Genomic DNA, 23,845 nt, shown 5'->3' with positions numbered 1-23,845 from the left:
AAGCCATGGCTGCTATCAAGGGCGATGCCTACAAGATCGTCGACCATGAATATGATGTTCTGGTCATCGGCGCCGGCGGCGCCGGCCTGCGCGCCACCTTCGGCATGGCCGAGAAGGGGCTGAAGACCGCCTGTATCACCAAGGTGTTTCCGACCCGCAGCCACACCGTGGCGGCGCAGGGCGGCATCTCGGCCGCGCTCGGCAACATGGGCGAGGATGACTGGCGCTACCACATGTACGACACCGTCAAGGGTTCCGACTGGCTCGGCGACCAGGACGCGATCGAATACATGGTGCGCGAGGCTATTCCCGCCATCATCGAGCTCGAACATTACGGCGTGCCGTTCTCGCGCACCCCGGAAGGCAAGATTTACCAGCGCGCCTTCGGCGGCATGACCACCCGCTTCGGCGAGGGCCAGGCCTACCGTACCTGCGCTGCCGCCGACCGTACCGGCCATGCCATCCTGCACACGCTCTACCAGCAGAGCCTGAAGCACGATGCCGAGTTCTTCATCGAATATTTCGCCATCGACCTGCTGATGGACGATGACGGCGCCTGCGTCGGTGCCATGGCGTGGAACCTCGATGACGGCACGCTGCACCGCTTCCGCGCGCAGATGACCGTGCTGGCGACCGGCGGTTATGGCCGCGCCTACTTCTCCTGCACCTCGGCCCATACCTGCACCGGCGACGGCGGCGGCATGGCGATCCGTGCCGGCCTGCCGCTGCAGGACATGGAGTTCGTGCAGTTCCACCCGACCGGCATCTATGGCGCAGGCTGCCTCATTACCGAGGGCGTGCGCGGCGAAGGCGGCATCCTGCGCAACAAGGATGGCGAGCGCTTCATGGAGCGTTACGCCCCCTCGGCCAAGGACCTTGCCAGCCGTGACGTCGTCTCGCGTTCGATGACCATCGAAATTCGCGAAGGCCGCGGTGTCGGCGAGCATGCCGACCACATCCATCTCGACCTCACCCACCTCGACCCGAACCTGATCCACCAGCGCCTGCCCGGCATTGCCGAAAGCGCCAAGATCTTCGCCGGTGTCGACGTGACCAAGCAGCCGATCCCGGTGCTGCCGACCGTGCACTACAACATGGGCGGCATTCCCACCAATTACCGCGCCGAAGTGCTGAACCCGACGGCGGACGATCCCGACCGCGTGGTGCCGGGCCTGATGGCCATCGGTGAAGCGGCGTGCGTTTCCGTGCACGGTGCCAACCGCCTCGGCTCCAACTCGCTGCTCGACCTCGTGGTGTTCGGCCGTGCGGCCGCCATCCGCGCCGCCGAAGTGGTGAAGCCGGGCAGCGCGCACAAGAAGATTTCCGAGGAGAAGACGGACGCCATCCTCGGCCGTCTCGACGGGCTACGTTACGCCAAGGGCGAAACCCCGACGGCAACGCTGCGCGGCAAGATGCAGCGCGTGATGCAGAACAACTGCGCCGTGTTCCGCACCGGCGAGGTGCTGGACGAGGGCGTCAAGCTGCTCGACGACATCTACGCCCAGCGCGGCGACATCGGTGTTTCCGACCGTTCGATGGTCTGGAACAGCGACCTTGTCGAAACGCTCGAGCTGGAAAACCTGCTGCCGCAGGCCGTCGTCACCATGCGTTCCGCTGCCAACCGCCAGGAAAGCCGCGGCGCCCATGCGCGCGAGGACTTCGCCGAGCGCGATGACAAGGACTGGATGAAGCACACCGTCATGTCCATGAATGTGGACAGCGGCGAGACCCAGATCGGCTATCGCCCGGTGCACCTCTACACCCTGACCAGCGACATCGAGCCCATTCCCCCGAAGAAGCGCGTCTACTAAGGCGCGTTTCTCCTCGTGGGTTTGATGGACTTGGACGGATAGAAGGCTTGTTAGAAAATGGCTGAACTGACGCTTCCGGCACATTCCAAGATCAGGGAAGGCAAGCGCTGGCCGGCACCGGCAGGCGCCAAGCGGGTAAAGACCTTCAAGGTTTACCGCTGGAGCCCGGACGACGGCGAGAACCCGCGCGTCGACTATTACCCGATCGACCTCGACAAGTGCGGGCCGATGGTCCTCGACGCGATCATCAAGATCAAGAACGAGGTCGACCCGACGCTCACCTTCCGACGCTCCTGCCGTGAAGGCATCTGCGGCTCCTGCGCGATGAACATCGATGGCACCAACACGCTGGCCTGCACCAAGGCCATCGAGGACATCGATGGCGAGGTGAAGATCTACCCGCTGCCGCACATGCCGGTGGTGAAGGACCTGGTGCCGGACCTTTCCGTGCCCTACGCACAGCTCAGCTCGATCGAGCCGTGGATGAAAAGCCACAGCCCGGCCCCGAGCCGCGAGCGCCTGCAGAGCCCGGAAGACCGCGAGAAGCTGGATGGCCTCTATGAGTGCATCCTGTGCTTCTGCTGCCAGACCTCCTGCCCCAGCTACTGGTGGAACGGTGACCGTTACCTCGGCCCGGCCATCCTGCTGCAGGCCTATCGCTGGATCGCGGACAGCCGCGACGAGGCGACCGGCGAGCGTCTGGATGCGCTGGAAGACCCGTTCCGGCTCTATCGCTGCCACACCATCATGAACTGCACCCGCACCTGCCCGAAGGGTCTGAACCCGGCCAAGGCAATTGCGGAGATCAAGCGCCTGATGGTGGCCCGCCGCTAAGGCGTGCCGGCAAAGCACTGACAAAAAGCCGTCCCGGACACCTCCGGGACGGCTTTTTGTTTGGGTCCGCCTGGTTAACCAGCCCGTGCCGGGTCAGCCCGGCCGGTGCAGCGGAATGGAAAGCTGGGCGCGGGTGCCCTTGCCGGCGGGCAGATAGGTAAGGGTGAGGCCCAGCTTTTCGCACAGCTGGAAAGCAAGGCGCATCCCCTGGCCGCTGCCGGCCTCTCCGCCGGTGCCGATGCGTGCCGACACCGTGCGGCCGGCACTGGCATTGGCGATGACCTGTGGATCGATGCCGCCAGCCTCGTCCTGCACCATCATGACCACCGCATCAGGCTGGGCAGAAACCGACAGACTGACAGTGGTGCCGGGCGGCGAGAACTTGACCGCGTTGGCGATAAGGTTGCGCAGGATGGCCTCAAGCAGAAAGGGATCGCCTTCGACGCGTGGCAGTGCCCCGGCATTGACCGGCCCTTCAAGCGTAACCGACTTGGCATCGCAGCTCGGCCCGTAAAGCGCCAGAACCCGCTCTGTCAGCGCCTCGAGATCGACCGGGGCATGGATCGGCTCCAGCCCGCCGGCGCTGGCCCTCAGCTGCAGGAAAAGGGCATCGGCCAGATCGGCAAGCTGCATGGCGGCCGCATGGGCAAGGCGGGCCTGCTCGGTCAGCCGGTCACGCGGGGCTTCATCGGCGGTCATTGCCAGAAGCTCGGTAAGCCCCAGCAGGCCGAAGAGCGGCCCGCGCAGGTCATGCGCTGCAAGACGCAGCAGCCTGTCCATATCCGCAGCGGCAGCGGTGATTTCCGACATGGTATTTCCCCCGGGCCGGCTTTTACCCGGGACGGGAAAGCCGCCATGCTGATTTGCGGGTGCCCCGGTAACGGGCCCGGCCGCAATAGTGGCAGGGGATCAGGCCAGCTCCAACATCGCAGACAGAGGCTTCGCCTCGACGACACGGTCACGGCCGGTCCGCTTGGCGTCATAAAGGGCATCGTCGGCTGACTTGATCAGCCCTTCCAGCGTGTCGCCGCTGCGATGAAGCGAGACGCCGGCACTCAGCGTGGCCCGGCGGCCATCAGGCAGCGGCCCGACCTCGCCGCTGAAGGCCTGACGCAGCCGGTCGGCAAAGACAAGGGCGCCGCGCGTATCGGTGCCGGGCAGGAAGATGGCGAACTCCTCTCCGCCCATACGGATGGCGACATCGCTCTTGCGCGCTTCACGGCGGATGGTGTCGGCCAGCTTCTGGATCACCATGTCGCCGGTGTGGTGGCCGAAGGTGTCGTTGATGCTTTTGAAATTGTCGATATCGACCATCACCATCGCCAACCCCTGCAGCAGGCTGCGATCGGTAGCGGCGATGATGGGCAGCATGGCTTCATTCATGTAGCTGCGATTATAGAGGCCGGTCATCGAGTCGCGGATCGACTTTTCCCGCAGCTGGCGCAAATGGCGCCGGCCATTGAGCACCATGTTGGTGGTCATCCAGCCAAGGAGGCCGAGCAGCAGGGTAATGCCGCCCGCCGCCCGCTGCGCAAAGATGATCTCGTCCGGCCGGCGCAGGATGGCAACGGCCCAGCCCCCGAAAAGGTCGGACATGGCGAACACCCGCTCGCCTGTCTTGAGCTGGGCGAGCCGCGGCGTTGCCATGCCGGGCCCATTGTCCCGCAGATAGGAGTGGCGCTGGCTTTCGCCCGACAGGCTGTCGGGCTGCGGCGCCGTAGGTTCATTGAGACCAACGGGGTGCAGATCAAGCGCATTGCGGCCGAGAATGGCAAAGCGCCAGGCCGGATCGGACGTCATGGCGACGGAGTCGGTCGGGTCCAGCACCAGCACGATATCGCCGGCATCGACCGGGTTGATGCGGAAGGCAGTGCTGGAGACCTCGACCACCACGGCGCCCATGGTCTTGTCGCCCTGGCGCAGCGGCACTCCGACAAAATAGGACTGGCCGTCGCCGATCAACGACTGGCCGATGAAATGCGACGGCCGGCTGAAATAGAGCACCTCGCGCACCGCATCGAGCGAGTTGACCGGCCGGCCTTCCAGCAGGCGGCGGTTCTTGCCGCCGGCAAAGGCGATAACGCCCGTCTCGTCGGTCACGAAGACATTGGCAAGCTGGGTAGCATCGGCCACCGAATCCAGCAGGCGCGCCATGCGGGCCCGCGCCACCGGATTGTCCGGCCGGGTGATCTGCTCTGCCAGTTCCGGGCTTGCCGCCAGCACATTGGCCGCGCTGTCAAAACGGCCGAGGTCGACCATCATGTCGCGGGCAACGGCAAGCGCATCGGCTTCCGCCCCGGCAGCGGCATCGCGCTGCCTGCTGTGCTCCACGCGCGCCATGATAGTCAGCGCGGCGACGCAGGTAAGCGTGATCCAGAAACCAAGACTGATCAGCGTGTGGCGCTGTGGAAACGACATGGAGTTTGACTGGCCCGAGCTCGCGACGGGGCCAGCCTAACGATGTAGCGTTACAAGCCGATAACAGTTCGGTGAATCGGGCGCCAAAAGGTTAAAAAAGTCAGTCCGCCTGTGATTGTACCGCTGCCGCAGGCGCAGAAACCCCGGCCGGCGGGCGCTGGTAGGGGGTCGCTTTCCACTCGGCGACCTTGATGAAGCGGGTGATGGCGAAGTTGATGATGAGGTAGATGAGCCCGGCGGTAAGGAACGGCGTATAGGGGTCGAAGGTCTTGGACTGCATGGTGCGCGCAACCCGCGTCAGTTCGACGACGGTGATGACGCTGGCGAGCGAGCTGGCCTTCACCATCAGGATCATCTCGTTGCCATAGGCCGGTAGCGCCTGTGCCAGCGCCTGCGGGGCGGTGATACGCAGGAAGCGCTTTATCGGCGACATGCCGCAGGCCTTTGCAGCTTCCAGCTGGCCATAGGGCACGGATTCGATGCCGCCGCGGACAATCTCCGCACTATAGGCGGCAGTATTCAACATCAAGGCGATGACCGCGCACCACCAAGCATCCTTCAGCACCACCCAGGCGATGGACTGGCGGATGAACTCGAACTGACCGAAGCCGTAATAAATGATGAAGATCTGCACGAGCAGCGGCGTGCCGCGGAAGCAGAAGATGTAGAAAGAGGCCGGCCCCTTGAGCCAAGGCACCGCCGAAAGCCGCATGGCGGCAATGCCGCCTGCCATGATGATGCCCAGCACAAGCGAGGTCGCTACGAGGCCGAGCGTGGTAACCGCGGCGCGCAGCAGATCGGGCAGATAGGCAAGGGCGAGAGAGAAATCCATGGATCAGGCCCTCCGCACGCCGCGATTGGCCCAGCGCTCCCCGCGCCGGAACAGCTGGCTGGAGCCGGTCGAGAACAGCAGGAACAGCAGCGCCGCCGCCAGCAGGAAGGGAAAATAGTCGCGCGTGGAGCCGCCAGCGACGTGGGCCGTGCGCATCAGCTCGTAAAGGCCGGTGACGGAGACCAGTGAGGTATCCTTGAGCGAAAGCTGCCAGACATTGCCGAGCCCCGGCAACGCATAGCGCAGCAGCTGCGGCAGCATGATGCGGCGAAAGACAAGGAAGGGCGACATGCCGACGGCTCTGGCCGCCTCGATCTGCCCCTTGGGCAGTGCCTGGATGGCACCGCGAAAAACTTCCGTCGAATAGGCACCTGAGATGAAACCGACGGCCAGCGTGCCGACGAAAAACTCCGGCAAGCTGATAAAGCCTTTGTAGCCGAAGAGATGGGCGATACGGCCCAGCAGGTTGGCGCTGCCGAAGAAGAGCAGGTAGATGACGAGCAGCTCGGGCACGCCGCGCACGATGGTGGTGTAGACATCGCCGGCGATCCGCACCCACCGCGAGCCGCCGAGCTTGGCCCAGGCGACGAGCATGCCGATAACCAGGCCGAAGAGGTAGGAGCTGATGGCGAGGCCCAGCGTGACCATCGCGCCGCTCGCAAGTTCGTCTCCCCAGCCATCCGGCCCCCAGGCCAGCGGTTTCAGCATCTCCAGCATCGGCATCCTTTCGGCGGATTTTTCTTATGAAAGCCCGGCGGTGCGGCTACGAGAGGGGGCCGGCAGCAAGGCTGCCAGCCCCCCTTCGTGCAGGCCCGACAGGCAGACCTGTTACTTGCAGTCAGCCGACTTCGGCATGGAGATGTCGCGCTTGAAGTACTTGGTGGTCAGCTCGGAGAGCTTGCCATTGCCCTTCAGCGTGCACAGCGCCTCGTTCAGCTTGGCCTTGAGGGCGGTATCGTCCTTGCGGACACCGATGCCGACGCCTTCGCCATAAACCGGATAGTCAACACCGGTCAGGCCCGGGCCGAAGGTGGCAAAACCCTTGCCTTCAGCGCTGTCGAGGAACGGATCGGAGGAGGACATGTCGGCCAGGATGGCATCGACACGGCCGGCCGCGAGGTCGGAGTTCTGCTGTTCGACGGTGTCGTAGACCTTGATATCCGCCACGTCCTTGAACTCCTGCTCAAGGAAATTGTAGTGGATCGTGCCGGTCTGGACGCCGATGGACTTGCCCTTGAGCAGCTTCTTGAGCTCGGCAACACCGCCCTTCACATCGGCCGGATAGCTGGCCTTGGCGAAGGCGCTGTCCTTGGCGCCGACGAAGAGGCCCGGCTCGGTGGCATAGCCCTGGGTGAAGTCGATGGTCTGCTTGCGCTCTTCGGTGATCGACATGCCGGCCATGATGCCGTCGAACTTGCCGTTCACCAGAGCCGGGATCATGCCGTCCCAATCCTGCCCAACGATTTCGCACTCCATCTTGAGCGTGTCGCAGATGGCGTGGGCGAGATCGACTTCATAACCGACGAGGGCGCCGGTGCTATCGGTGCTGTTCCACGGCGGATAGGCGCCTTCGGTACCGATGCGAAGGGTGTCGGCGCTGGCAGCGCCGGCGAGCGTGAGAGCGGCCAGCGCACTCACGGCCATAAGGGTCTTCTTGAACAAGGCTCGTGCCTCCTGTCTCAGGCTTCCGGGATTTTTCCCGATGTTTTCTTTCAGTTACTTCAACGAAAGCGGCTTTGCCGCCTCCGTCCCGTCCGCAAGGGGAGACCTTTCACGGCCACCCTGAACGGACAGTCTGGCATCATCTTCCGGAAAATGCCGCAGGCTGCCATGGCGACCTGAAGCCGGTTTTCCCGAAAGGTGAATATTAATGCAGCGCGCGGCTGAGGAAAGCGCGGAAACGCTCCGTCTTCGGCTCGGCAAACATCTCGTGCGGCACGCCCTCTTCCTCCACCAGTCCCTGATGGAGAAACATGACGCGGGACGAGACATCGCGCGCAAAACCCATCTCGTGGGTCACCACCAGCATGGTGGTGCCTTCCTCGGCAAGGCCGCGCATGACCTTCAGCACCTCGCCCACCAGCTCGGGATCAAGCGCGGAGGTCGGCTCGTCGAAGAGCAGCGCCTTGGGCTGCATGGCGAGCGCCCGGGCAATCGCCACACGCTGCTGCTGGCCACCGGACAGGTGGCTGGGATAGACACCGCGCTTTTCATAAAGTCCGACCTTGTGCAGCAGCGCATCCGCGCGCTCGGTCGCCTCGGCCTTCGAAAGGCCCAGCACATGCACCGGGGCCTCGATGACATTTTCCAGCACGGTCATATGGGTCCAGAGATTGAACTGCTGGAACACCATGCCGAGATTGGCGCGAATCCGCTCGACCTGTGCCCGCCTGGCCGGCACCTGGCGACCATCGCCGGTAGATCGCATCTCGATGGTCTCGCCGCCGATGATCACATCGCCCGAATCAGGGATTTCCAGGAGGTTGAGGCAGCGCAGAAAGGTGGACTTGCCCGAACCGGAGGAGCCGAGGATGGAGATGACATCTCCCTCCCGGGCCGTCAGCGACACCCCCTTCAGCACCTGAAGCTGACCGAAGCTCTTGTGCAGCTGGGCAACCTCGATGGCGGGTATTTTTCGGGCGTTTTCAGAGGCCATGCCGGAATAGCTCAATTAATAAGCAGATTGGAGACCGTAGCGTCGCGGCCCTCTGCTGCAAAGCGCTTTCTTTAACCTTTTGGGCGCGAGTGCCCAAGCACCCGTCAGCTATCGACAAGCTCGCTGAGGCGCTTTTCTTCCTCGGGCGACAGGGCTGCCTCGGCGGCAGTTGTGGAGGCGCGTCCACGACCCCGCAAGACGCTCCAGACCAAGGCGCCGCCTAGCAGTAGCAGCACCGGCGGACCGAGCCAGAGCACCCAGGTCTCCGGTTTGAACGGCGGCTTCATCAGCACATAATCGCCATAGCGGGCGACGAGATACTGCTTTACCGCCTCGTTGCTATCACCGGCGACAAGCCGCTGGCGCACCAGTACGCGCAGGTCATGGGCAAGCGGGGCGTTACTGTCGTCGATGGACTGGTTCTGGCAGACGAGGCAGCGCAGTTCCTTCGAGATGTCGCGGGCCCGGGCTTCCAGCACCGGATCAGCCAGCATCTCTCCCGGTTCGACCGCAAGGGCCTGCGAACCGAGGACCAGCAACGGACAAAGCAGGGCCAGCAAGCCGGCAAACAAAACCCCGCGCAGGGACAGCCGCAAGGCCGCCCGCTGGCGCGGGGCCTGAAAAGTCGGGGAAGACAGGAGGGACAAGGCTGGCCAGCGCATCAGGCGACGGCGCGCACTTCCATCACTTCCGGCACATAATGCTTCAGCATGTTTTCGATGCCGCCGCGTAAGGTCGCCGTCGAGCTCGGGCAGCCGGAGCAGGCACCGCGCAGGGTCAGATACACCACACCCTTGCTGAAGCCGTGGAAAAGGATGTCGCCGCCATCCTGGGCAACGGCCGGGCGCACGCGGGTATCGAGCAGCTCGCGGATGCTGTCGACGATCTCGGCGTCTTCCTCGTCAAAACCCACTGATTCGTGGGTCTGGCTGGCGGCAACACCTTCAAGCAGCGGGTCGCCGCTGGTGAAATGCTCCATGATCGCGCCCAGCACCTGCGGCTTGATCATGATCCAGCGGGCATCGCCGCCCTTGGAGACGCTGACGAAGTCCTCGCCGAAGAACACCGCCTCGATGCCCTCGATGGCAAACAGGCGACGGGCAAGCGGGGACGTCTCGGCCTCGGCGGCCGAAGCGAATTGCAGCGTGGCCCCTGCCAGCACTTCACGGCCGGGCAGGAACTTGATCGTCGCCGGATTCGGCGTCTCTTCGGTCTGAATGAACATCGTCTGGCTCTTGTAACTCTTCATCGCCGGAAGGCGGTTTACCCGCTCCGGGGAAGCGCTGGCGCCGGCAGCCGGTCCCCACGCTTCTCATGATTGATCCTTGCTTTCATCATGCACCCGCTGGCCCGGCAATGCCACAGGCGCCAGCGTGGCCTGCTTCACGGGGGAAAGCAGGGGGAACCCGTAGCGGCGGCGCTCTTGCCGCCGAAGGCCCGTAAGGCCTATCTGGTGATGAAACGGGCCGGCACAAGGCCCGCTTTCGCCAGTCGCCTCCTCGCCAGTGAGCCCCTTCATGAGCCGCCGCCCGCTTGTCGCCGTTCCCTGCTGCACCCGCATGCTCGGTGCCCACCCCTTTCATGTGGTGGGCGACAAATATATCCGCGCCGTTTCCGAAGGGGCGGATTGCCAGCCGCTGCTGATCCCGGCACTGGGCGACTGGTGGGAATGGGATCCTCTGCTTGACCGGGTGGATGGCCTGCTGGTGACCGGCAGCCCCTCCAATGTCGAGCCGCAGCATTATGGCGGCCCGGCCTCCGCACCCGGTACCCTGCACGACCCGGAACGCGACGCTACCAACCTGCCGCTGATGCGCCGGGCACTGGAGCGCGGCATCCCGATGCTGGGCATCTGCCGCGGCTTTCAGGAGCTGAATGTGGTCATGGGCGGCACGCTGCACCAGTCGGTACAGACCGTTCCCGGCCTTGCCGATCACCGCGCCGACGACAGCAAGCCGGTGGAAGTGCAGTACGGCAAGGCCCACAGCGTGACCCTGACCGAAGGCGGCCTGCTCCGGCAGATCAACGGTGGTGCCGGTCAGATTGAGGTCAATTCTGTCCATATGCAGGGCATAGAGACCCTGGGACGCGGGCTTGCCGTTGAAGCGCGGGCGCCGGACGGGCTCGTCGAGGCGTTTCGGGTGGAGGATCATCCCTTCGCCGTCGCCATTCAGTGGCACCCCGAATGGCGTTTCTGGGAAGACCCGTTCTCCACCGCCCTCTTTGCCCGGTTTGGTGAAGCGGTCCGTCAGGCCGTTTCCTGATAAACAGGGGCGGCGGGCTCCGACCAGTGCCAGTCGCCCTCTGCGCCGGGCGCCGTCCCCCTGCTTCCAGTCGTCACCACTACCCCTGTGGAAAGCCGGTCCGGGCGCTGACAGCAGCGCCTCCGGGGACGGGCGGATCAAAATCCTGCCCTTCCGGTGTTGACCGCCCTTTAAGAATTTTATCCTCAAGGCGGGTCCACTGCCGCCCTCGCAACAGGGCTACAGAGGGTTTCTTTTGCGCCCGGCGCGGCACCGCTGGCGATTCACAGGGCGCCCGGAATGGTCTAGGTGATGGTAAGGGGATGGGCCCGGCCATGGGTGCCGGCCTTTCCATCCAGCCCACAAGACGTCAGGAAACGCTCCATGGCCTACGTGATTGCCCCGCCCGCCCAAGCCGCCATTCCCGTTGCCGGCAACACGGGCGACCTGTTCCCTGTGCGCCGCGTGTGGTGCGTGGGCCGCAACTATGCCGCCCATGCGCGCGAGATGGGGGCTGATGATCGTGAGCCGCCGTTCTTCTTCGCCAAGCCTGCAGATGCGCTGGTGCCGGTGGCGGAAGGCGATGAGCTGACCTATCCCTATCCCGTCGCCACCAACGACCTGCATCACGAGGTCGAGCTGGTGGTCGCCATCGGCAAGCCCGGCTTCAACATCAGCCCGGAACAGGCCAATGACCTGATCTGGGGTTATGCCGTTGGCATCGACCTCACCCGCCGTGACCGGCAGGCCGAAGCCAAAAAGGGCGGCAAGCCCTGGGAGATGGGCAAGGCCTTTGACCGTTCCGCCCCCATCGGCCCGCTGTATCCGGTAAGCGAGACTGGCACGCTGGAAGCCGGCGGCATCACCCTTTCCGTCAATGGCACCCCGCGCCAGCAGGGTAACCTTGCCGACATGATCTGGCCGGTGGCCGACATCATCGCCCAGCTGTCGCAGATGGTGGAACTGGCGCCGGGCGACCTCATCTTCACCGGCACCCCGGAAGGGGTGGCCGCCATCGGGCCCGGCGACCGGCTGGAGGCCTCAGTCGGCCCCGTCGGCACGCTGAAGCTTGCCGTTACCACCCGCTCCTGACCCGATCCTTTACCCTGACTTTCCCGTGGCCGGCCCCGCCGGCCACGGGCTCCCGGAGATTGCCAGCCCCATGCGCATCGCCACCTGGAACATCAATTCCGTGCGCCTTCGCCTCGACCTCGTGCTGAGCTTTCTGGAGAGCTACCAGCCCGACGTGCTGTGCCTGCAGGAGACGAAGACGCCGGACGAATTCTTCCCCGCCGCGGCCTTTGCCGAGAAGGGATACGGTTTCCAGCACATCCAGGGCATGAAGAGCTACAACGGCGTGGCCATTCTCTCCCGCCTGCCGCTGACGGCGCCGCTGACGCATGACCGTGCGGGCAAGCAGGATTGCCGGCACATCTCCGCCACGCTGGCGGACCATGATATCGACCTGCATTGCCTCTATATTCCCGCCGGCGGCGACGAACCGGACACCACCATCAACGAGAAGTTCGCCCACAAGCTGGCTTTCGTGGATGAGCTGACGGCCTGGTGGCCGCAGGCGCTGACCTCCGGCGGCGGCGATGCCAAAAGCCGGCGCATGATCGCGGTGGGCGACTTCAACATCGCCCCGCTGGAACATGACGTGTGGTCCCACAAGCAGCTGCTCAAGGTTGTGTCCCACACACCGATCGAGGTCGAGAAGCTGGGGGCCATGCAGCGCTCCATCGGCTGGGTGGACGCGGTGCGCCACTTCGTGCCGGCCGACCAGAAGCTCTACAGCTGGTGGAGCTACCGGGCCAAGGACTGGGACAGCGCCGACCGTGGCCGCCGGCTTGACCATATCTGGGTGACGCCCGCGCTCGAAGGCACGCTCAAGGCGACGGAGACGCTGCGCGCCTGGCGCGGCATTGACGCCAAACCTTCCGACCACGTGCCGGTCATTGTCGATCTGGAGCCGTGAGAGCGATGCCCGCGCCCCAGCGCCTCCTCTATCCCGCTGCCGACCTGACCGGCGATTATCTGCGTGCCGGCGCGGGCCTCCTGCTGACGCTGGTGCCGCTGGTTGCCGTCGACATGCTGGCCTGGGTGCGCTGGGTCTTCATTGCCGCGGCGCTGCTGTTCGCGATCTTTGCCCTGCGCACGGCGCAGCGACAATTGACGGTCGTAGCGCTCGATGACACCGGAATCGAGGTCAAGGGCCCGCTGGGGCGCAAAAGACTGGAATGGGCAGCGCTGCAAAAGCTAAAGCTTGCCTACTATTCCACCCGGCGCGACCGGCAGGGTGGCTGGATGCAGCTGGATCTGACCGACGCCAAAGGGCGGCTGCGTGTCGAATCGCAGCTCCTCAATTTCGACCGGGTGGTGGAAGCCGCTGCCGCAGCGGCGCTGGCGAACCGCCTGACGCTGACGCAAAGCACCCGCGCCAACCTGCTGTCACTGGGATTTGAAGTGCCCGAAGGCGGGCCGCTGGACGATTGAGGGCCTGAAGCCAGGAACCCTCAGCTCTCCAGCATGCGGCGCAGCAGATCGACATCCTCGGCAAACACCGGATCGGCGCCGATCAGCTCTTCCACCTTCTTGACCGCATGCATGACGGTGGTGTGGTCGCGCCCACCGAACTTCTTGCCGATCTCCGGCAGCGACTTCGAGGTCAGGCGCTTGGAGAGATACATCGCCACCTGGCGCGGCCGGGCAACCGAGCGGCTGCGGCGGCTGGAATACATGTCCGACACGCGCACGGTGTAGTGCTCGGCCACCTTCTTCTGGATTTCCTCGATGGTCACGCGGCGGTCGTTGGCGCGCAGAAGGTCCGTCAGCAGGTCCTGCGCCACTTCCACGGTGATCTCGCGGCCCACCAGCTGGGCATGGGCGGCAAGGCGGTTAAGCGCCCCTTCCAGCTCACGCACGTTGGAGGTGATCTTGTGGGCGAGGAACTCCAGCACCTTGCCGGGCACGCTGAGACCCACCTGGTCGCAGCGCGCATGCAGGATGCCGAGGCGCAGCTCGTAATTGGTGGGATGGATATCGGCCACGAGGCCCCAGCCAAGGCGCGACTTCAGGCGGTCTTCCATGCCGTCCAGATCGGACGGGCTCTTGTCGGCGCTGATGATGACCTGATGGTTCTGGTCCACCAGCGCGTTGAAGGTGTGGAAGAACTCTTCCTGCGTCGAATCCTTGCCGCTGATGAATTGCACATCGTCGATCATCAGCACGTCCACGGAGCGGAACAGCTCCTTGAACGCCATGGTGTCCTTGAAACGCAGGGCACGGATGAACTGGTACATGAACTTTTCCGCCGACATGTAGAGCACGCGGCGACCCGGCGTGCGGCGGCGGATTTCATGGGCAATGGCGTGCATAAGGTGCGTCTTGCCGAGGCCGACGCCGCCATAGAGGAAAAGCGGATTGAAGGTGACGGTGGCCGATTCGGCTACGCGGCGCGCAGCAGCCAGCGCCAGTTCGTTGGATTTGCCCTGGACGAAATTATCGAAGGTGAAACGCGGATCGAGCTGACCGGCGATGGCCGCAAAGGGATCGCCCTTGCCATCGATCACGGTCGCGAAAGCCTGGCCGCCCCGGCCGCCATCGCCGAGCGGATCAACCGGGCCTTCCAGGGTAACGGTTTCCAGCGCCAGCGCCCCGGGCAAGGCCGGCAGCGCATCGCTACTGTCGTTTCCAGGCGGCAACGCCGGCGGCGTTGCAATCTTGGCTACCACGACATCGACGGTGACCACGGCGGGGTTCTCGCGTGACCAGAGGGCGCGAATCCGGTCGGCATACTGGTTACGCACCCGGTCACGCTGCATGCGGTTCGGCACGACCAGCTGCACTTCGCCATCATCGAATCCGGCCGGCTCGGCACCATGGACCCAGTGCCGGAAGCTGGCATCGCCGATCTCGGCGCGCAGCCTGTCCTTCACCCGTTCCCACTGATCTGCCAATGCACCCCGGTCGGACATCGTCGTTTTTCTTGCCCCGCCTGCTTCGCTCATCACCAGCATCTAACCCGCCCCTCGGGCGCCTTTTCTTTCCAAGCGCCCTAGCCCAGCGCGACGGTTCGACCAGACACAACAAGAACCCGTCCCGGCCTCGTCAGCACGAGGTCAGGTGAACCTTCGCGACGTCATTCACGGAAGCGTTGCCCCCCGACCCAGAAACACGGGCCCGGCAATCGAAACTACCCTCCTGCCCGGTGGCATCGCGATGACGCCACGCGCAAGAGGGCCGGATGCCGGCTCGTACTGTTCCTGGAAGGCTAGTCTCCCCCCGATGGCCGGAGACCCCGGTGGCCCGTTCCTGTTGCTTTGCCCCTCGGGTGACAGTCCTTCACGGACTTTGCCCTGCTAAGCACGGATACGAGCCGGGAAACTGCCCGACCGTGGAAGACGGTACCCAGCAGCAGACCCCGGCGCAACCTGAACAGATGTGAACATCTGCGCCGTTTTCGAGTCGCCGCCGCATGTTCGCAGACTATTGCGCAGGTGAAATGTTCCCTGCGTCCGCGCCTGCCGGAAAGGGCAGTCCTGCCGGCCGAAGCTGAGTCCCGGTGCGGCGCACAGGCGCCAACTTACGGGAAGACCAAAACAAAGAACCGCACCGCAGCATGAGCCGGGGCGGTTCTTCAAATTCCAATGGCAGGCCCCCGGAAGGGCCGACTCACCTGGATCAGATGGCCTTGATTCGGGCCGACAGACGGGAGAGCTTACGCGCCACGGTGTTGATGTGGAGCAGGCCCTTGCTGACGCCGCGCTGCATTTCCGGCTGGGCAGCCTTGAAGGCTTCCTGGGCCGCGGTCTTGTCACCGGCAGCAATTGCAACTTCGACCTTCTTGATGAAGGTGCGGATACGGCTGCGGCGGGCGCCATTGATCTCGGTGCGGGCTTCGATCTGGCGGATGCGCTTCTTGGCCGATTTGGTGTTCGCCATGGTTTATCCGATACCTGTAAAAGCGGGCCCGGCCACCCTTTGCAGCCAGACCAAAAATTCGCGTGAGCGCGGCTTATAGGTCTGGCAAGCCGCTTTCGTCAAGGAAAACCCAACGATTATTGCTAATGGCGGGCCGTGGCGCCCGAGGCAGGTGCTGGTTTTCAGCGCGGGCCGAGATTGAAGCGCACGGTGGTTTCCCCGGCAGCGACCTTGGCGCGTTCCAGCGTCAGCTTCTCATCCTCACGCTCGAACACCATCACCTCGTCGGTGCGGCCGATCTGCACCCAGCCGAGCTGGGCAAGCGTATCGCTGTAAAAGCGCACGACATCTGCCCATTTCACCTTGCCGGCAGCGGCCACATCGACCACCCGGCCGCCCGGCGCATCAAAGGCAACGGCGGCATCCGCGTCGGCATCCGGCACGGCAAGCCCGTCCATCAGCGGCAGATCGGCAATGCCCGGCACAAAGCGCTCGGCAGCCCCGGCCGCCAGCGGCAGCAGGCAGAGAAGGAAAGCGGCAAGCAGGCGGGAAAGGCGCGGCATGGGCGGGTCAGGCTTCCTGCGCGGAAGGGAATGAGGAACGGGAACCTGTCTTTTGAGGGACGAGTCGCCCGCATTGTTCCGCCGGTCAGAGAAGGTGCCGGAACACCCCTCAGCGCTGGCGGACGGGGCAATAAAAGCTGCTGCGCCCCGATTGCACAATACGCTCGATGCAGCCTTTGTTCCCTGAGGCGGTCTGATGCGGCCTGCCGGCGGCACAATCCGGGCAGTCCTGCCCCTCGCGGCCATAGACGACATGGCTGTTCTGGAAATAACCGAGCTCGCCATCCGACTGCACATAGTCACGTAAAGAGGAGCCGCCGGCGGCAATAGCCCGGCCCAGCACATCCTTGATGGCCCCGGCCAGCACCCCGGCCTCCGCCGCGCTTACCTGCCGCGCCTCACGCTCGGGCGAGATGCGGGCATGCCACAGCGCCTCGCACACATAGATATTGCCGAGTCCCGCCACCAGATGTTGGTCAAGCAGAGCGGCCTTGATAGGCGTGCGCTTGCCGGCAAGGGCCGCTGCCAGCACCGCGCCACTGAACTCCTCCGACAGCGGCTCCGGCCCGATGGCGGCGAGCAGCGGGTGGCTGGTGAGTTCATTGTGGCTGGTGGCAACCAGAAAGCCGAATCGCCGCGCATCGTTGAAGCGCAGCACCCAGCCATTGGAAAATTGCAGCACCAGATGATCGTGAGTGGCGAAACTCTCCGGCCAGCCCCGGTGCGTGACCATGCGGCCCGACATGCCGAGATGGCCGATCAACACCTGCCCGCCTTCCAGATGCCAGAGCAAATATTTCGCCCGGCGTGACAGCCGCTCGATAAGGCGGCCGGTCAGCCGGCCTTCCAGATCGTCCGGAAAGGGGAAACGCAGATTGGGCCGGCGTTGCAGTACGCGGGTGATGCGCTGGCCTTCCATGATCGGCGCCAGACCACGGCGCACGGTCTCGACTTCGGGCAGTTCAGGCATCGTTTGTTCGTCCGGCAGGTGAGACAGGCGTCAGATAAAGAGGCTGGTAGCCCCGGCGGCACGGGACAGGTAGGTAACGGCCCCGCTCGGCTGCGGCTTTAACTGGGGAGAAAGGTCTGCCGCCGCAAGGCCGGCAAGCCGCAGCGCCATTTCGCACACCAGCACCTCGCCGCCAAGCTCGGCGATCGCTTCCGCCAGAATCGTGAGGGTGCCGATTCCCTTCTCTGCCAGCCGGGCCTCAAAGGCGGCTGGTTCAAGCCCGCCGGCATCCGGCGACAACCCATGCCAGCCAGGGCCACCAACGGGTCCGGATTTCGCCAGCAGCCAGACGGCAGGGCCGGCGACGAAGAGCGTGGCCTTGCTGCCGGTGGCGAGTGCCGAGGCCATGAGGGTCAACGCATAATGCACCCGGTCGATGGCTGCGCTGTGCAGGCAGAGAGCGAGCGGCGGGTTCATGCAGCAAGGTGCCCGGAAAGATCGGTGATCGAGGGCTGGCTGCCGCAGAGCGGGCAGGCCGGATCCTTGGGCACAACAATGCGCTGGAAGCGCTGCGGCAGTGCCTCATAGAGCAGCAGCGTGCCGGCAAGGCTCTCCCCGATGCCCAGCACTTCCTTGAGCACTTCGCTTGCCTGCAAGCTGCCGAGCGTGCCAGCCAGCACACCCAGCACGCCGGCTTCGCTGCAGCTCGGGATCAGGCCCGGCGGCGGCGGTTCGGGAAACAGGCAGCGCCAGCAGGGGCAACCGGGCTCATGCGCCTTCAGCACCGTCAGCTGACCATCAAACCTGTACATCGCCGCCGTCACCAGCGTCTTCTTCAGGAGAAAACAGGCATCGTTCAGCAGATAGCGCGCGGCGAAATTGTCGGTGCCGTCGGCAATGATGTCGTAGCCGGAAAGGATGGTCCCGGCATTGGCAGCCGTCAGCTTCTCGGCATGCTGGACGACCTGCACATCCGGGTTGAGTGCGGCGATGCGAGCCGCGGCACTCTCCACCTTGGGCCGGCCGAGCGAGGCCATGTCATGCACGACCTGGCGCTGGAGATTGCTGAGATCGACGGTATCGGCATCGACAATGCCGAGCGTGCCGATACCGGCTGCCGCCAGATAAAGCAGCAGCGGCGCGCCGAGCCCGCCGGCCCCCACCACCAGAACGCGGGCGCCGAGCAGCTTTTCCTGCCCCGTACCGCCCACTTCCGGCAGCAGGATGTGCCGGGAATAACGCTCGATCTGCTGCTCGCTGAAATCCATCGACGTCCTCGCTGCCCTGCCGCCGGCTGGCAGCAGGGTCAGAGCGTGCGCGGTCCGGGCCTCAGTTGTCGAGGCCGTCGAAGAGCGGGGTGGAGAGGTAACGTTCGGCAAAGCTCGGCAGGATGGTGACGATGGTCTTGCCGGCCATCTCCGGCCGGGCCGCCACTTCCAGTGCTGCCGCGATGGCCGCGCCGGAGGAGATACCGACCGGCAAGGCTTCTTCCGCTGCTGCCGCGCGGGCAGTGGCGAAGGCACGCTCATTGCCGATGCGCACCACCTCGTCGATGAGGTCACGGTCAAGGATGTCGGGCACGAAGCCGGCGCCTATACCCTGAATCTTGTGCGGGCCGGGCAGGCCGCCGGAAAGCACCGGGCTATCCTCGGGCTCCACCGCAATGACCTTGAAGCCGGGGCGGCGTTCCTTCAGCACCCGGCCGACGCCGGTCAGAGTGCCGCCGGTGCCGACACCGGAGATCAGCACATCCACCTCGCCACTGGTATCGGCCCAGATTTCCTCTGCCGTGGATTTGGCATGGGCGTCCGGGTTGGCGGGATTCTTGAACTGCTGGAGCATGATGGCATCGCCGGTTTCGCGGATCATGGTCTCCGCCCGCTCGATGGCGCCTTTCATGCCCATGCCGGCCGGCGTCAGCTCGATCTGCGCGCCCAGAAGGCGCAGCATCTTGCGCCGCTCGACCGACATGCTCTCCGGCATGGTGAGGATGAGCTTGTAGCCCTTGGCGGCCGCCACGAAGGCAAGCGCGATACCGGTATTGCCCGAGGTCGGCTCGATCAGCGTGGTCCGGCCGGGGGCGATGCGCCCTTCCTTTTCCGCCGCCTCGATCATGGCAAGGCCGATACGGTCCTTCACGCTGTTGAGCGGGTTGAAGAACTCGCACTTGCCGAGCACCGTCGCCTTCGCACCGGCCTGCACGGGCAGCCGGTTGAGACGCACCAGCGGCGTGGCACCGATGGTTTCGGTGATGTTGTTGTAGACACGGCCGCGATAGGGGGTCTGGGCTGTCATCATGATGGTGATTTCCCGGTTTTTCTGTCAGGGCGGCGGCTGGCGCCGCCGCCAGGGTCAGATCGTGTAGTCGAGAACCTGCTGGGTTTCGCTGGCGATGCCGGCCTGATGTGCCTTCACGCACAGATCCTCGATGGTGATGTCATCGAGTTTCTTGAGGCACTCGTCCTGCATGTCGATCCAGATCGGCCGCACCACGTCCCGGCCAAGCACACTGCCGGCCGGATCCTCAATGGGGTCGAGCGCGGTTTCCATGCCGCGCACCACCCGCACCAGTTCGCCCAGCGTGATGCGCCGGCGCTCGCGCGCGAGGCGATAGCCGCCCCGGGGGCCGCGCACGCCGGACAGGATGCCGGCCCGCACCAGATGCTGCAGCACCTGCTCGAGATAGCGCTTGGGAATACCCTGGCGGCGGGTGATCTCGCCGGACTGCACCGGCTCGGTGCCGGCGTTGTAGGCGATGTCCAGCACCGCCTCGATGGTGAACATCAGTTTCTTGGAGACGCGCAGCATGGCCTTATCTGCCTCCTTCTCCCTTTGGGGTTTCCAGGGGTCGGCTCAGCGGGCCGGCACGGCGGTACCGGTGGAGCCGAAGCCCCCGGCGCCGCGGGCCGTCTCCTCGAGCGAGGCGCTCGGCAGCCAGCTGACGCGGGCATAAGCGGCGATCACCATCTGGGCGACACGCATGCCGCGCTCGACGGTGAAGGGCTCCTGCCCGTGATTGATGAGGATAACCTTAACCTCACCGCGATAATCGGCATCGATGGTGCCGGGCGCGTTGAGGGTGGTGACACCGTTCTTGGCGGCAAGGCCGGAGCGCGGGCGAACCTGCGCCTCAAAACCTTCCGGCAGGGCAATGGCGATGCCGGTGGGGATGAGCGCGCGCTCGCCCGGCTGCAGCGTTACCGGTGCGTCCACCGCCGCCAGCAGGTCCTGACCGGCAGAATGCTCGGTGGCAAAGGCGGGCAGGGGCAGGTCACGGGCATGGTCCAGCTGCAGGATGGGAACGGTGATGGTCGCGGTCATCGGCTCTCGTCTCGAATGTTATGGTCGTTCTGGTCAGTCGGAGTTTCCGGCAAGGGCAGGCACTCCCTATTCGGCAGCGCTTGCCTCACCGGTAAAATGATCGGCAATGCGGCGGGCAAGGCGGGTGGCAAGCGCGACCTTGCTCATGCGCGGCCAGGCTTCTTCTCCGTCGGCCGCGATCAGCAGCACGGCGTTCTCTTCGCCGCCAAAAGTGCCGGAGCCGGTGGAAACATCATTGGCCAGCAGCCAGTCGCAGCCCTTGCGCAGGCGCTTGGCGCGGCCATGCTCGGCCACCTTTTCCGTCTCGGCGGCAAAGCCGACGACAAGCGCCGGCCGGCCGGGGCCGGGCGCCGACAGGCCCGACAGAATGTCAGGATTTTCCTGAAGCCGAAGGGCAGGCGGCGTGCCGCTGCCGTCCTTCTTGAGCTTCTCGTCCGCCGGCACGACATGCCAGTCGGCAACGGCGGCAGCGCAGATGGCGGCATCACGCGCGCCGCCTTCGGCAGCTACACGCCGGCAGGCATCGGCCATCTGCTGCGCCGTCTCCACCCTGAGCACCGTGACCCCGACCGGATCGGGCAGGGTGACCGGCCCGGTCACCAGCGTCACCTCGGCGCCCGCTGCCTGCAACGCCGCAGCAATGGCATGGCCCTGCTTGCCGGAGGAGCGGTTGGCAAGATAACGCACCGGGTCGATCGGCTCGTGCGTGGGGCCGGAAGTCACCAGAACCCGGCGGCCGGCCAGCACACCCGGGGCCGGGGTAACGGCAAAAAAATCCTCGACGGCGTGCAGGATATCCATCGGCTCGGAAAGGCGGCCCGGGCCATATTCGCCGCAGGCCATGTCGCCATCTTCCGGGCCGACAAACAGCACGCCGCGCTGGCGCAGCAGCGCCACATTGGCGGTGGTGGCCGGATGCAACCACATGCGCACATTCATCGCCGGAGCGGCCAGCACCGGCTTGTCGGTGGCGAGCAGCAGGGTGGTGGCAAGATCGTCAGCCAGACCGCCGGCCATGCGTGCCAGAAGATTGGCAGTGGCAGGGGCAACGACCAGCAGATCGGCCGCGCGGGAGAGCTGGATATGGCCCATCTCCGCTTCGTCCGTCAGCGAGAACAGCTCTTCATTGACCGGTTCGCCGGAAAGCGAGGCAACGGAGAGCGGGGTCACGAATTCATGAGCGGCCTTCGTCATCACGCAGCGCACGGAAGCCCCGCGCTCGCGCAGGCGACGGATCAGCTCCAGCGCCTTGTAAGCGGCAATCCCGCCTCCAATAATGAGCAGGATGCGCTTACCCGCAAGCAGCCCGATCCGCCCCTTATCCTGCGCTTCCGCCATAAAAGCCGATTCCCGATTCGTTCAATCGAACGCCAACCCCGCCGTTCTAGCGCACGGGCATGTAGGTCCGCAATGTTTCACATATAATAAGGGGATTATATCGCAGCCAAACGTGATGGTTTTCACCATAAGGCACGTCAAACCCGTTATGCCCCCGCCGGCGCCCCCTGAAGGCTTCTCTCCTTCAGGCGGCTCGCCAGGAATTCCACACATAGGCGCACGCGCGCCGTGTGCTGGCTGTGCGGGTAGACCGCGTGGATGGGCGCGGCCGGCGGCTTGAACTCCGGCAACACCACTCTCAGCCGGCCAGCGGCGATATCGCCCTGCACATCCCAGATGGATTTGAAGACAAGGCCCGCCCCGGCGAGCGCCCAGGCATGGGCCAGTTCGCCGTCATTGGTGCTGAGCGCGCCCCTGACGCGCACCGAGCGCCCTTCTGCCAGTCGCCAGTGATCCTGCAGCGGATCGCCATAGAGAATGCAGTCATGGGCCTGCAGATCTTCCGGCTGCCGGATTGGCGGACGGGAATCGAGATAGGCCGGCGCCGCGCAGATGACGCGGTAGTTGTGGGCAAGCTGGCGGGCGACAAGGCTTGAATCGGCAAGCGCGCCGAAACGGATGGCAAGATCGAACCCGCCCTCGACCAGGGAGACGAGGGCATCGCTGGCATGGAGCTGGATTTGCAGCCCCGGATGCAGCCGGCGGAACTCCTGCAATTGCGGCCCGAGCCAGCGGCGGCTGAAGGCAACCGCCGAGGTGATGCGGAGAAGACCGGTTGCGCTCTTGAGCCCGCGTGTGACCTCCGCCTCTGCAAGATCGATCTCGGCAAGAATACGGGCGCAGCGGGCATGGAAGGCCGACCCTTCCTCTGTCAGCGCCAGTGTCCGGGTGGTGCGGTTGATGAGGCGCACGCCAAGGCGCTGCTCCAGCCGTGACAGCTTGCGGCTGACAACAGCAAGCGACTGGCCAAGCGCGCGGGCGGCCGCGGAGAGGCTGCCCTCCTCCACCACCCGCACAAACACGATCATGTCGAGGAGATTGTCCGCCATATTCTTGCTGAAACGACAAGGAAGCTTCGACAACTAGAGAGATACAGCAAGAAAGATGGATATGCCACCTTCTGTTCAAGACGAAGGACCGCCCCACCGCATAAGGCGTTGAGACCCTCGCCAACGAAGGAGAAATCAAATGAGCAATCCGCAGCTTGCCAGCCTCTCCGGCCAGCGTTTCCTCATTCTCGGCGGCAGTTCGGGCATCGGCCTTGCCACCGCCGCGCTTGCCGCCGCAAGCGGCGCCGAGGTCACCATCGCCTCGCGCTCTGAAGACAAGCTGAAAGCCGCCGCCGCCAGCATCGGCCACAACGTCAAGGTCGCCACCCTCGATACCGGCGACGAAGCCGCCATCGCCGCGTTTTTTGCCGCGCAGGGCAGTTTTAATCACGTCGTGATCTCCGCCGCCCAGACCAAGGGCGGCCCGGTACGCGGCCTTGACCTTGCCGATGCCAAAGCGGCGATGGAGAGCAAGTTCTGGGGTGCCTACCGGGTCGCCCGGGCAGCGCAGATCACTCCCGGCGGTTCGCTGACCTTCATCTCCGGCTTCCTGAGTGTGCGGCCCTCCGCCACCTCGGTGCTGCAGGGCGCCATCAACGCCGCGCTCGAAGCGCTGGCCCGCGGGTTGGCGCTGGAACTGGCACCGGTGCGCGTCAATGCCGTCTCCCCCGGCCTCATCGACACCCCGATCTGGGGCGGCCTGCCGGATGAAAAGCGCGAGGCGATGTTTGCCGGCGCCGCCCAGCGCCTGCCGGCACGCCGCATCGGCCAGCCGGAGGATATCGCCAACGCCGTTCTCTTCCTTGCCACCACACCGTTTGCCACCGGCAGCACGGTACGGGTGGATGGCGGCGGCGCCATCGCCTGAGGCGCCGATTATCCTTCCCCATCCTGGATGGGGAAGGTGG

26 protein-coding genes are annotated in these 23,845 nt (G+C 65.0%); 7 read left to right on the top strand and 19 right to left on the bottom strand.

All coding sequences use genetic code 11. The features are described from left to right. Positions 1-5 precede the first annotated feature (5 nt). Both sdhA and QTL98_RS02020 read left to right on the top strand, forming a co-directional pair. On the top strand, positions 6-1,811 hold the full coding sequence (gene sdhA, locus QTL98_RS02025; RefSeq protein ID WP_445680568.1) for a succinate dehydrogenase flavoprotein subunit: 1,806 nt from the start codon (positions 6-8) through the stop codon (positions 1,809-1,811). 57 nt (positions 1,812-1,868) lie between these two features. Next, positions 1,869-2,645: a succinate dehydrogenase iron-sulfur subunit gene (locus QTL98_RS02020; RefSeq protein ID WP_445680567.1), complete on the top strand. Its 777-nt coding sequence runs from the start codon at positions 1,869-1,871 to the stop codon at positions 2,643-2,645. A gap of 93 nt (positions 2,646-2,738) precedes the next feature. Here QTL98_RS02020 and QTL98_RS02015 read toward each other — a convergent pair whose 3' ends face one another. The 8 genes from QTL98_RS02015 to QTL98_RS01980 all read right to left on the bottom strand — a co-directional run bounded on the left by QTL98_RS02015 (position 2,739) and on the right by QTL98_RS01980 (position 9,776). After that, positions 2,739-3,455 (bottom strand): sensor histidine kinase, encoded by a 717-nt coding sequence (locus QTL98_RS02015; protein ID WP_445680566.1) that lies wholly within the window; start codon positions 3,453-3,455, stop codon positions 2,739-2,741. Between the two features lie 99 nt (positions 3,456-3,554). Continuing rightward, a complete protein-coding gene (locus QTL98_RS02010; RefSeq protein ID WP_445680565.1) occupies positions 3,555-5,063 on the bottom strand; it encodes a GGDEF domain-containing protein in 1,509 nt (502 codons plus the stop codon). A gap of 100 nt (positions 5,064-5,163) precedes the next feature. Next, a complete protein-coding gene (locus QTL98_RS02005; protein ID WP_445680564.1) occupies positions 5,164-5,895 on the bottom strand; it encodes an ABC transporter permease in 732 nt (243 codons plus the stop codon). A 3-nt stretch (positions 5,896-5,898) separates the two neighbouring features. After that, positions 5,899-6,612, bottom strand: a complete 714-nt coding sequence (locus QTL98_RS02000; protein ID WP_445680563.1) for an ABC transporter permease — start codon at positions 6,610-6,612, stop codon at positions 5,899-5,901. A 111-nt stretch (positions 6,613-6,723) separates the two neighbouring features. Continuing rightward, entirely contained in the window at positions 6,724-7,557 is an 834-nt protein-coding gene (locus QTL98_RS01995; RefSeq protein ID WP_445680562.1) for an ABC transporter substrate-binding protein, read from the bottom strand. A gap of 205 nt (positions 7,558-7,762) precedes the next feature. Continuing rightward, positions 7,763-8,551: an ABC transporter ATP-binding protein gene (locus QTL98_RS01990; protein ID WP_445680561.1), complete on the bottom strand. Its 789-nt coding sequence runs from the start codon at positions 8,549-8,551 to the stop codon at positions 7,763-7,765. Positions 8,552-8,655: 104 nt separating this feature from the next. Beyond that, positions 8,656-9,045, bottom strand: coding sequence for a cytochrome c-type biogenesis protein (locus tag QTL98_RS01985; RefSeq protein ID WP_445680560.1), 390 nt, complete (start codon positions 9,043-9,045; stop codon positions 8,656-8,658). 167 nt (positions 9,046-9,212) lie between these two features. Then, the gene (locus tag QTL98_RS01980) at positions 9,213-9,776 is read right to left on the bottom strand and encodes a NifU family protein (protein WP_445680559.1); all 564 of its coding nucleotides are present in this window, start codon (positions 9,774-9,776) and stop codon (positions 9,213-9,215) included. A gap of 292 nt (positions 9,777-10,068) precedes the next feature. On the opposite strand from QTL98_RS01980, the gene QTL98_RS01975 reads away from it, so the two are divergent. From QTL98_RS01975 to QTL98_RS01960, 4 genes are all read left to right on the top strand, one after another. After that, a complete protein-coding gene (locus QTL98_RS01975) occupies positions 10,069-10,815 on the top strand; it encodes a gamma-glutamyl-gamma-aminobutyrate hydrolase family protein (protein WP_445680558.1) in 747 nt (248 codons plus the stop codon). Positions 10,816-11,178: 363 nt separating this feature from the next. Further along, on the top strand, positions 11,179-11,886 hold the full coding sequence (locus tag QTL98_RS01970; protein WP_445680557.1) for a fumarylacetoacetate hydrolase family protein: 708 nt from the start codon (positions 11,179-11,181) through the stop codon (positions 11,884-11,886). 70 nt (positions 11,887-11,956) lie between these two features. Continuing rightward, the gene (locus QTL98_RS01965; protein WP_445680556.1) at positions 11,957-12,772 is read left to right on the top strand and encodes an exodeoxyribonuclease III; all 816 of its coding nucleotides are present in this window, start codon (positions 11,957-11,959) and stop codon (positions 12,770-12,772) included. A gap of 5 nt (positions 12,773-12,777) precedes the next feature. Then, a complete protein-coding gene (locus QTL98_RS01960) occupies positions 12,778-13,290 on the top strand; it encodes a PH domain-containing protein (RefSeq protein WP_445680555.1) in 513 nt (170 codons plus the stop codon). Between the two features lie 20 nt (positions 13,291-13,310). Here QTL98_RS01960 and dnaA read toward each other — a convergent pair whose 3' ends face one another. The 11 genes from dnaA to QTL98_RS01905 all read right to left on the bottom strand — a co-directional run bounded on the left by dnaA (position 13,311) and on the right by QTL98_RS01905 (position 22,937). Next, complete coding sequence (dnaA, locus tag QTL98_RS01955) at positions 13,311-14,771, bottom strand: chromosomal replication initiator protein DnaA (RefSeq protein ID WP_445680554.1); 1,461 nt, start codon at positions 14,769-14,771, stop codon at positions 13,311-13,313. A gap of 706 nt (positions 14,772-15,477) precedes the next feature. Next, entirely contained in the window at positions 15,478-15,738 is a 261-nt protein-coding gene (gene rpsT, locus QTL98_RS01950; protein WP_445680553.1) for a 30S ribosomal protein S20, read from the bottom strand. Positions 15,739-15,899: 161 nt separating this feature from the next. Then, entirely contained in the window at positions 15,900-16,280 is a 381-nt protein-coding gene (locus tag QTL98_RS01945; RefSeq protein ID WP_445680552.1) for a hypothetical protein, read from the bottom strand. A 109-nt stretch (positions 16,281-16,389) separates the two neighbouring features. Continuing rightward, positions 16,390-17,250: a bifunctional DNA-formamidopyrimidine glycosylase/DNA-(apurinic or apyrimidinic site) lyase gene (gene mutM, locus QTL98_RS01940; protein ID WP_445680551.1), complete on the bottom strand. Its 861-nt coding sequence runs from the start codon at positions 17,248-17,250 to the stop codon at positions 16,390-16,392. A gap of 30 nt (positions 17,251-17,280) precedes the next feature. Next, on the bottom strand, positions 17,281-17,706 hold the full coding sequence (locus QTL98_RS01935) for a hypothetical protein (protein ID WP_445680550.1): 426 nt from the start codon (positions 17,704-17,706) through the stop codon (positions 17,281-17,283). After that, the gene (gene moeB / locus QTL98_RS01930; RefSeq protein ID WP_445680549.1) at positions 17,703-18,497 is read right to left on the bottom strand and encodes a molybdopterin-synthase adenylyltransferase MoeB; all 795 of its coding nucleotides are present in this window, start codon (positions 18,495-18,497) and stop codon (positions 17,703-17,705) included. The genes QTL98_RS01935 and moeB overlap by 4 nt, the downstream gene beginning before the upstream one ends. A 61-nt stretch (positions 18,498-18,558) precedes the next feature. Beyond that, positions 18,559-19,524, bottom strand: coding sequence for a cysteine synthase A (cysK, locus tag QTL98_RS01925; protein ID WP_510637607.1), 966 nt, complete (start codon positions 19,522-19,524; stop codon positions 18,559-18,561). A gap of 57 nt (positions 19,525-19,581) precedes the next feature. Then, positions 19,582-20,037 carry an RrF2 family transcriptional regulator gene (locus QTL98_RS01920; RefSeq protein WP_445680547.1) on the bottom strand — a complete coding sequence of 152 codons (456 nt, stop codon included), beginning with the start codon at positions 20,035-20,037 and terminating at the stop codon, positions 19,582-19,584. Between the two features lie 45 nt (positions 20,038-20,082). Further along, entirely contained in the window at positions 20,083-20,550 is a 468-nt protein-coding gene (gene dut, locus QTL98_RS01915) for a dUTP diphosphatase (RefSeq protein ID WP_445680546.1), read from the bottom strand. A 66-nt stretch (positions 20,551-20,616) separates the two neighbouring features. Continuing rightward, complete coding sequence (gene coaBC / locus QTL98_RS01910; protein WP_445680545.1) at positions 20,617-21,888, bottom strand: bifunctional phosphopantothenoylcysteine decarboxylase/phosphopantothenate--cysteine ligase CoaBC; 1,272 nt, start codon at positions 21,886-21,888, stop codon at positions 20,617-20,619. Between the two features lie 146 nt (positions 21,889-22,034). Further along, positions 22,035-22,937, bottom strand: a complete 903-nt coding sequence (locus QTL98_RS01905) for a LysR family transcriptional regulator (protein WP_445680544.1) — start codon at positions 22,935-22,937, stop codon at positions 22,035-22,037. Between the two features lie 139 nt (positions 22,938-23,076). Between QTL98_RS01905 and QTL98_RS01900 the strand changes: the two genes are divergently transcribed. Beyond that, positions 23,077-23,805, top strand: coding sequence for an SDR family oxidoreductase (locus QTL98_RS01900; RefSeq protein ID WP_445680543.1), 729 nt, complete (start codon positions 23,077-23,079; stop codon positions 23,803-23,805). Positions 23,806-23,845: the final 40 nt, after the last annotated feature.

The organism is Radicibacter daui, from assembly GCA_030657355.1.
Lineage (GTDB): Bacteria > Pseudomonadota > Alphaproteobacteria > Radicibacterales > Radicibacteraceae > Radicibacter > Radicibacter daui.
This window is presented reverse-complemented; position numbering and strand designations above follow the sequence as displayed.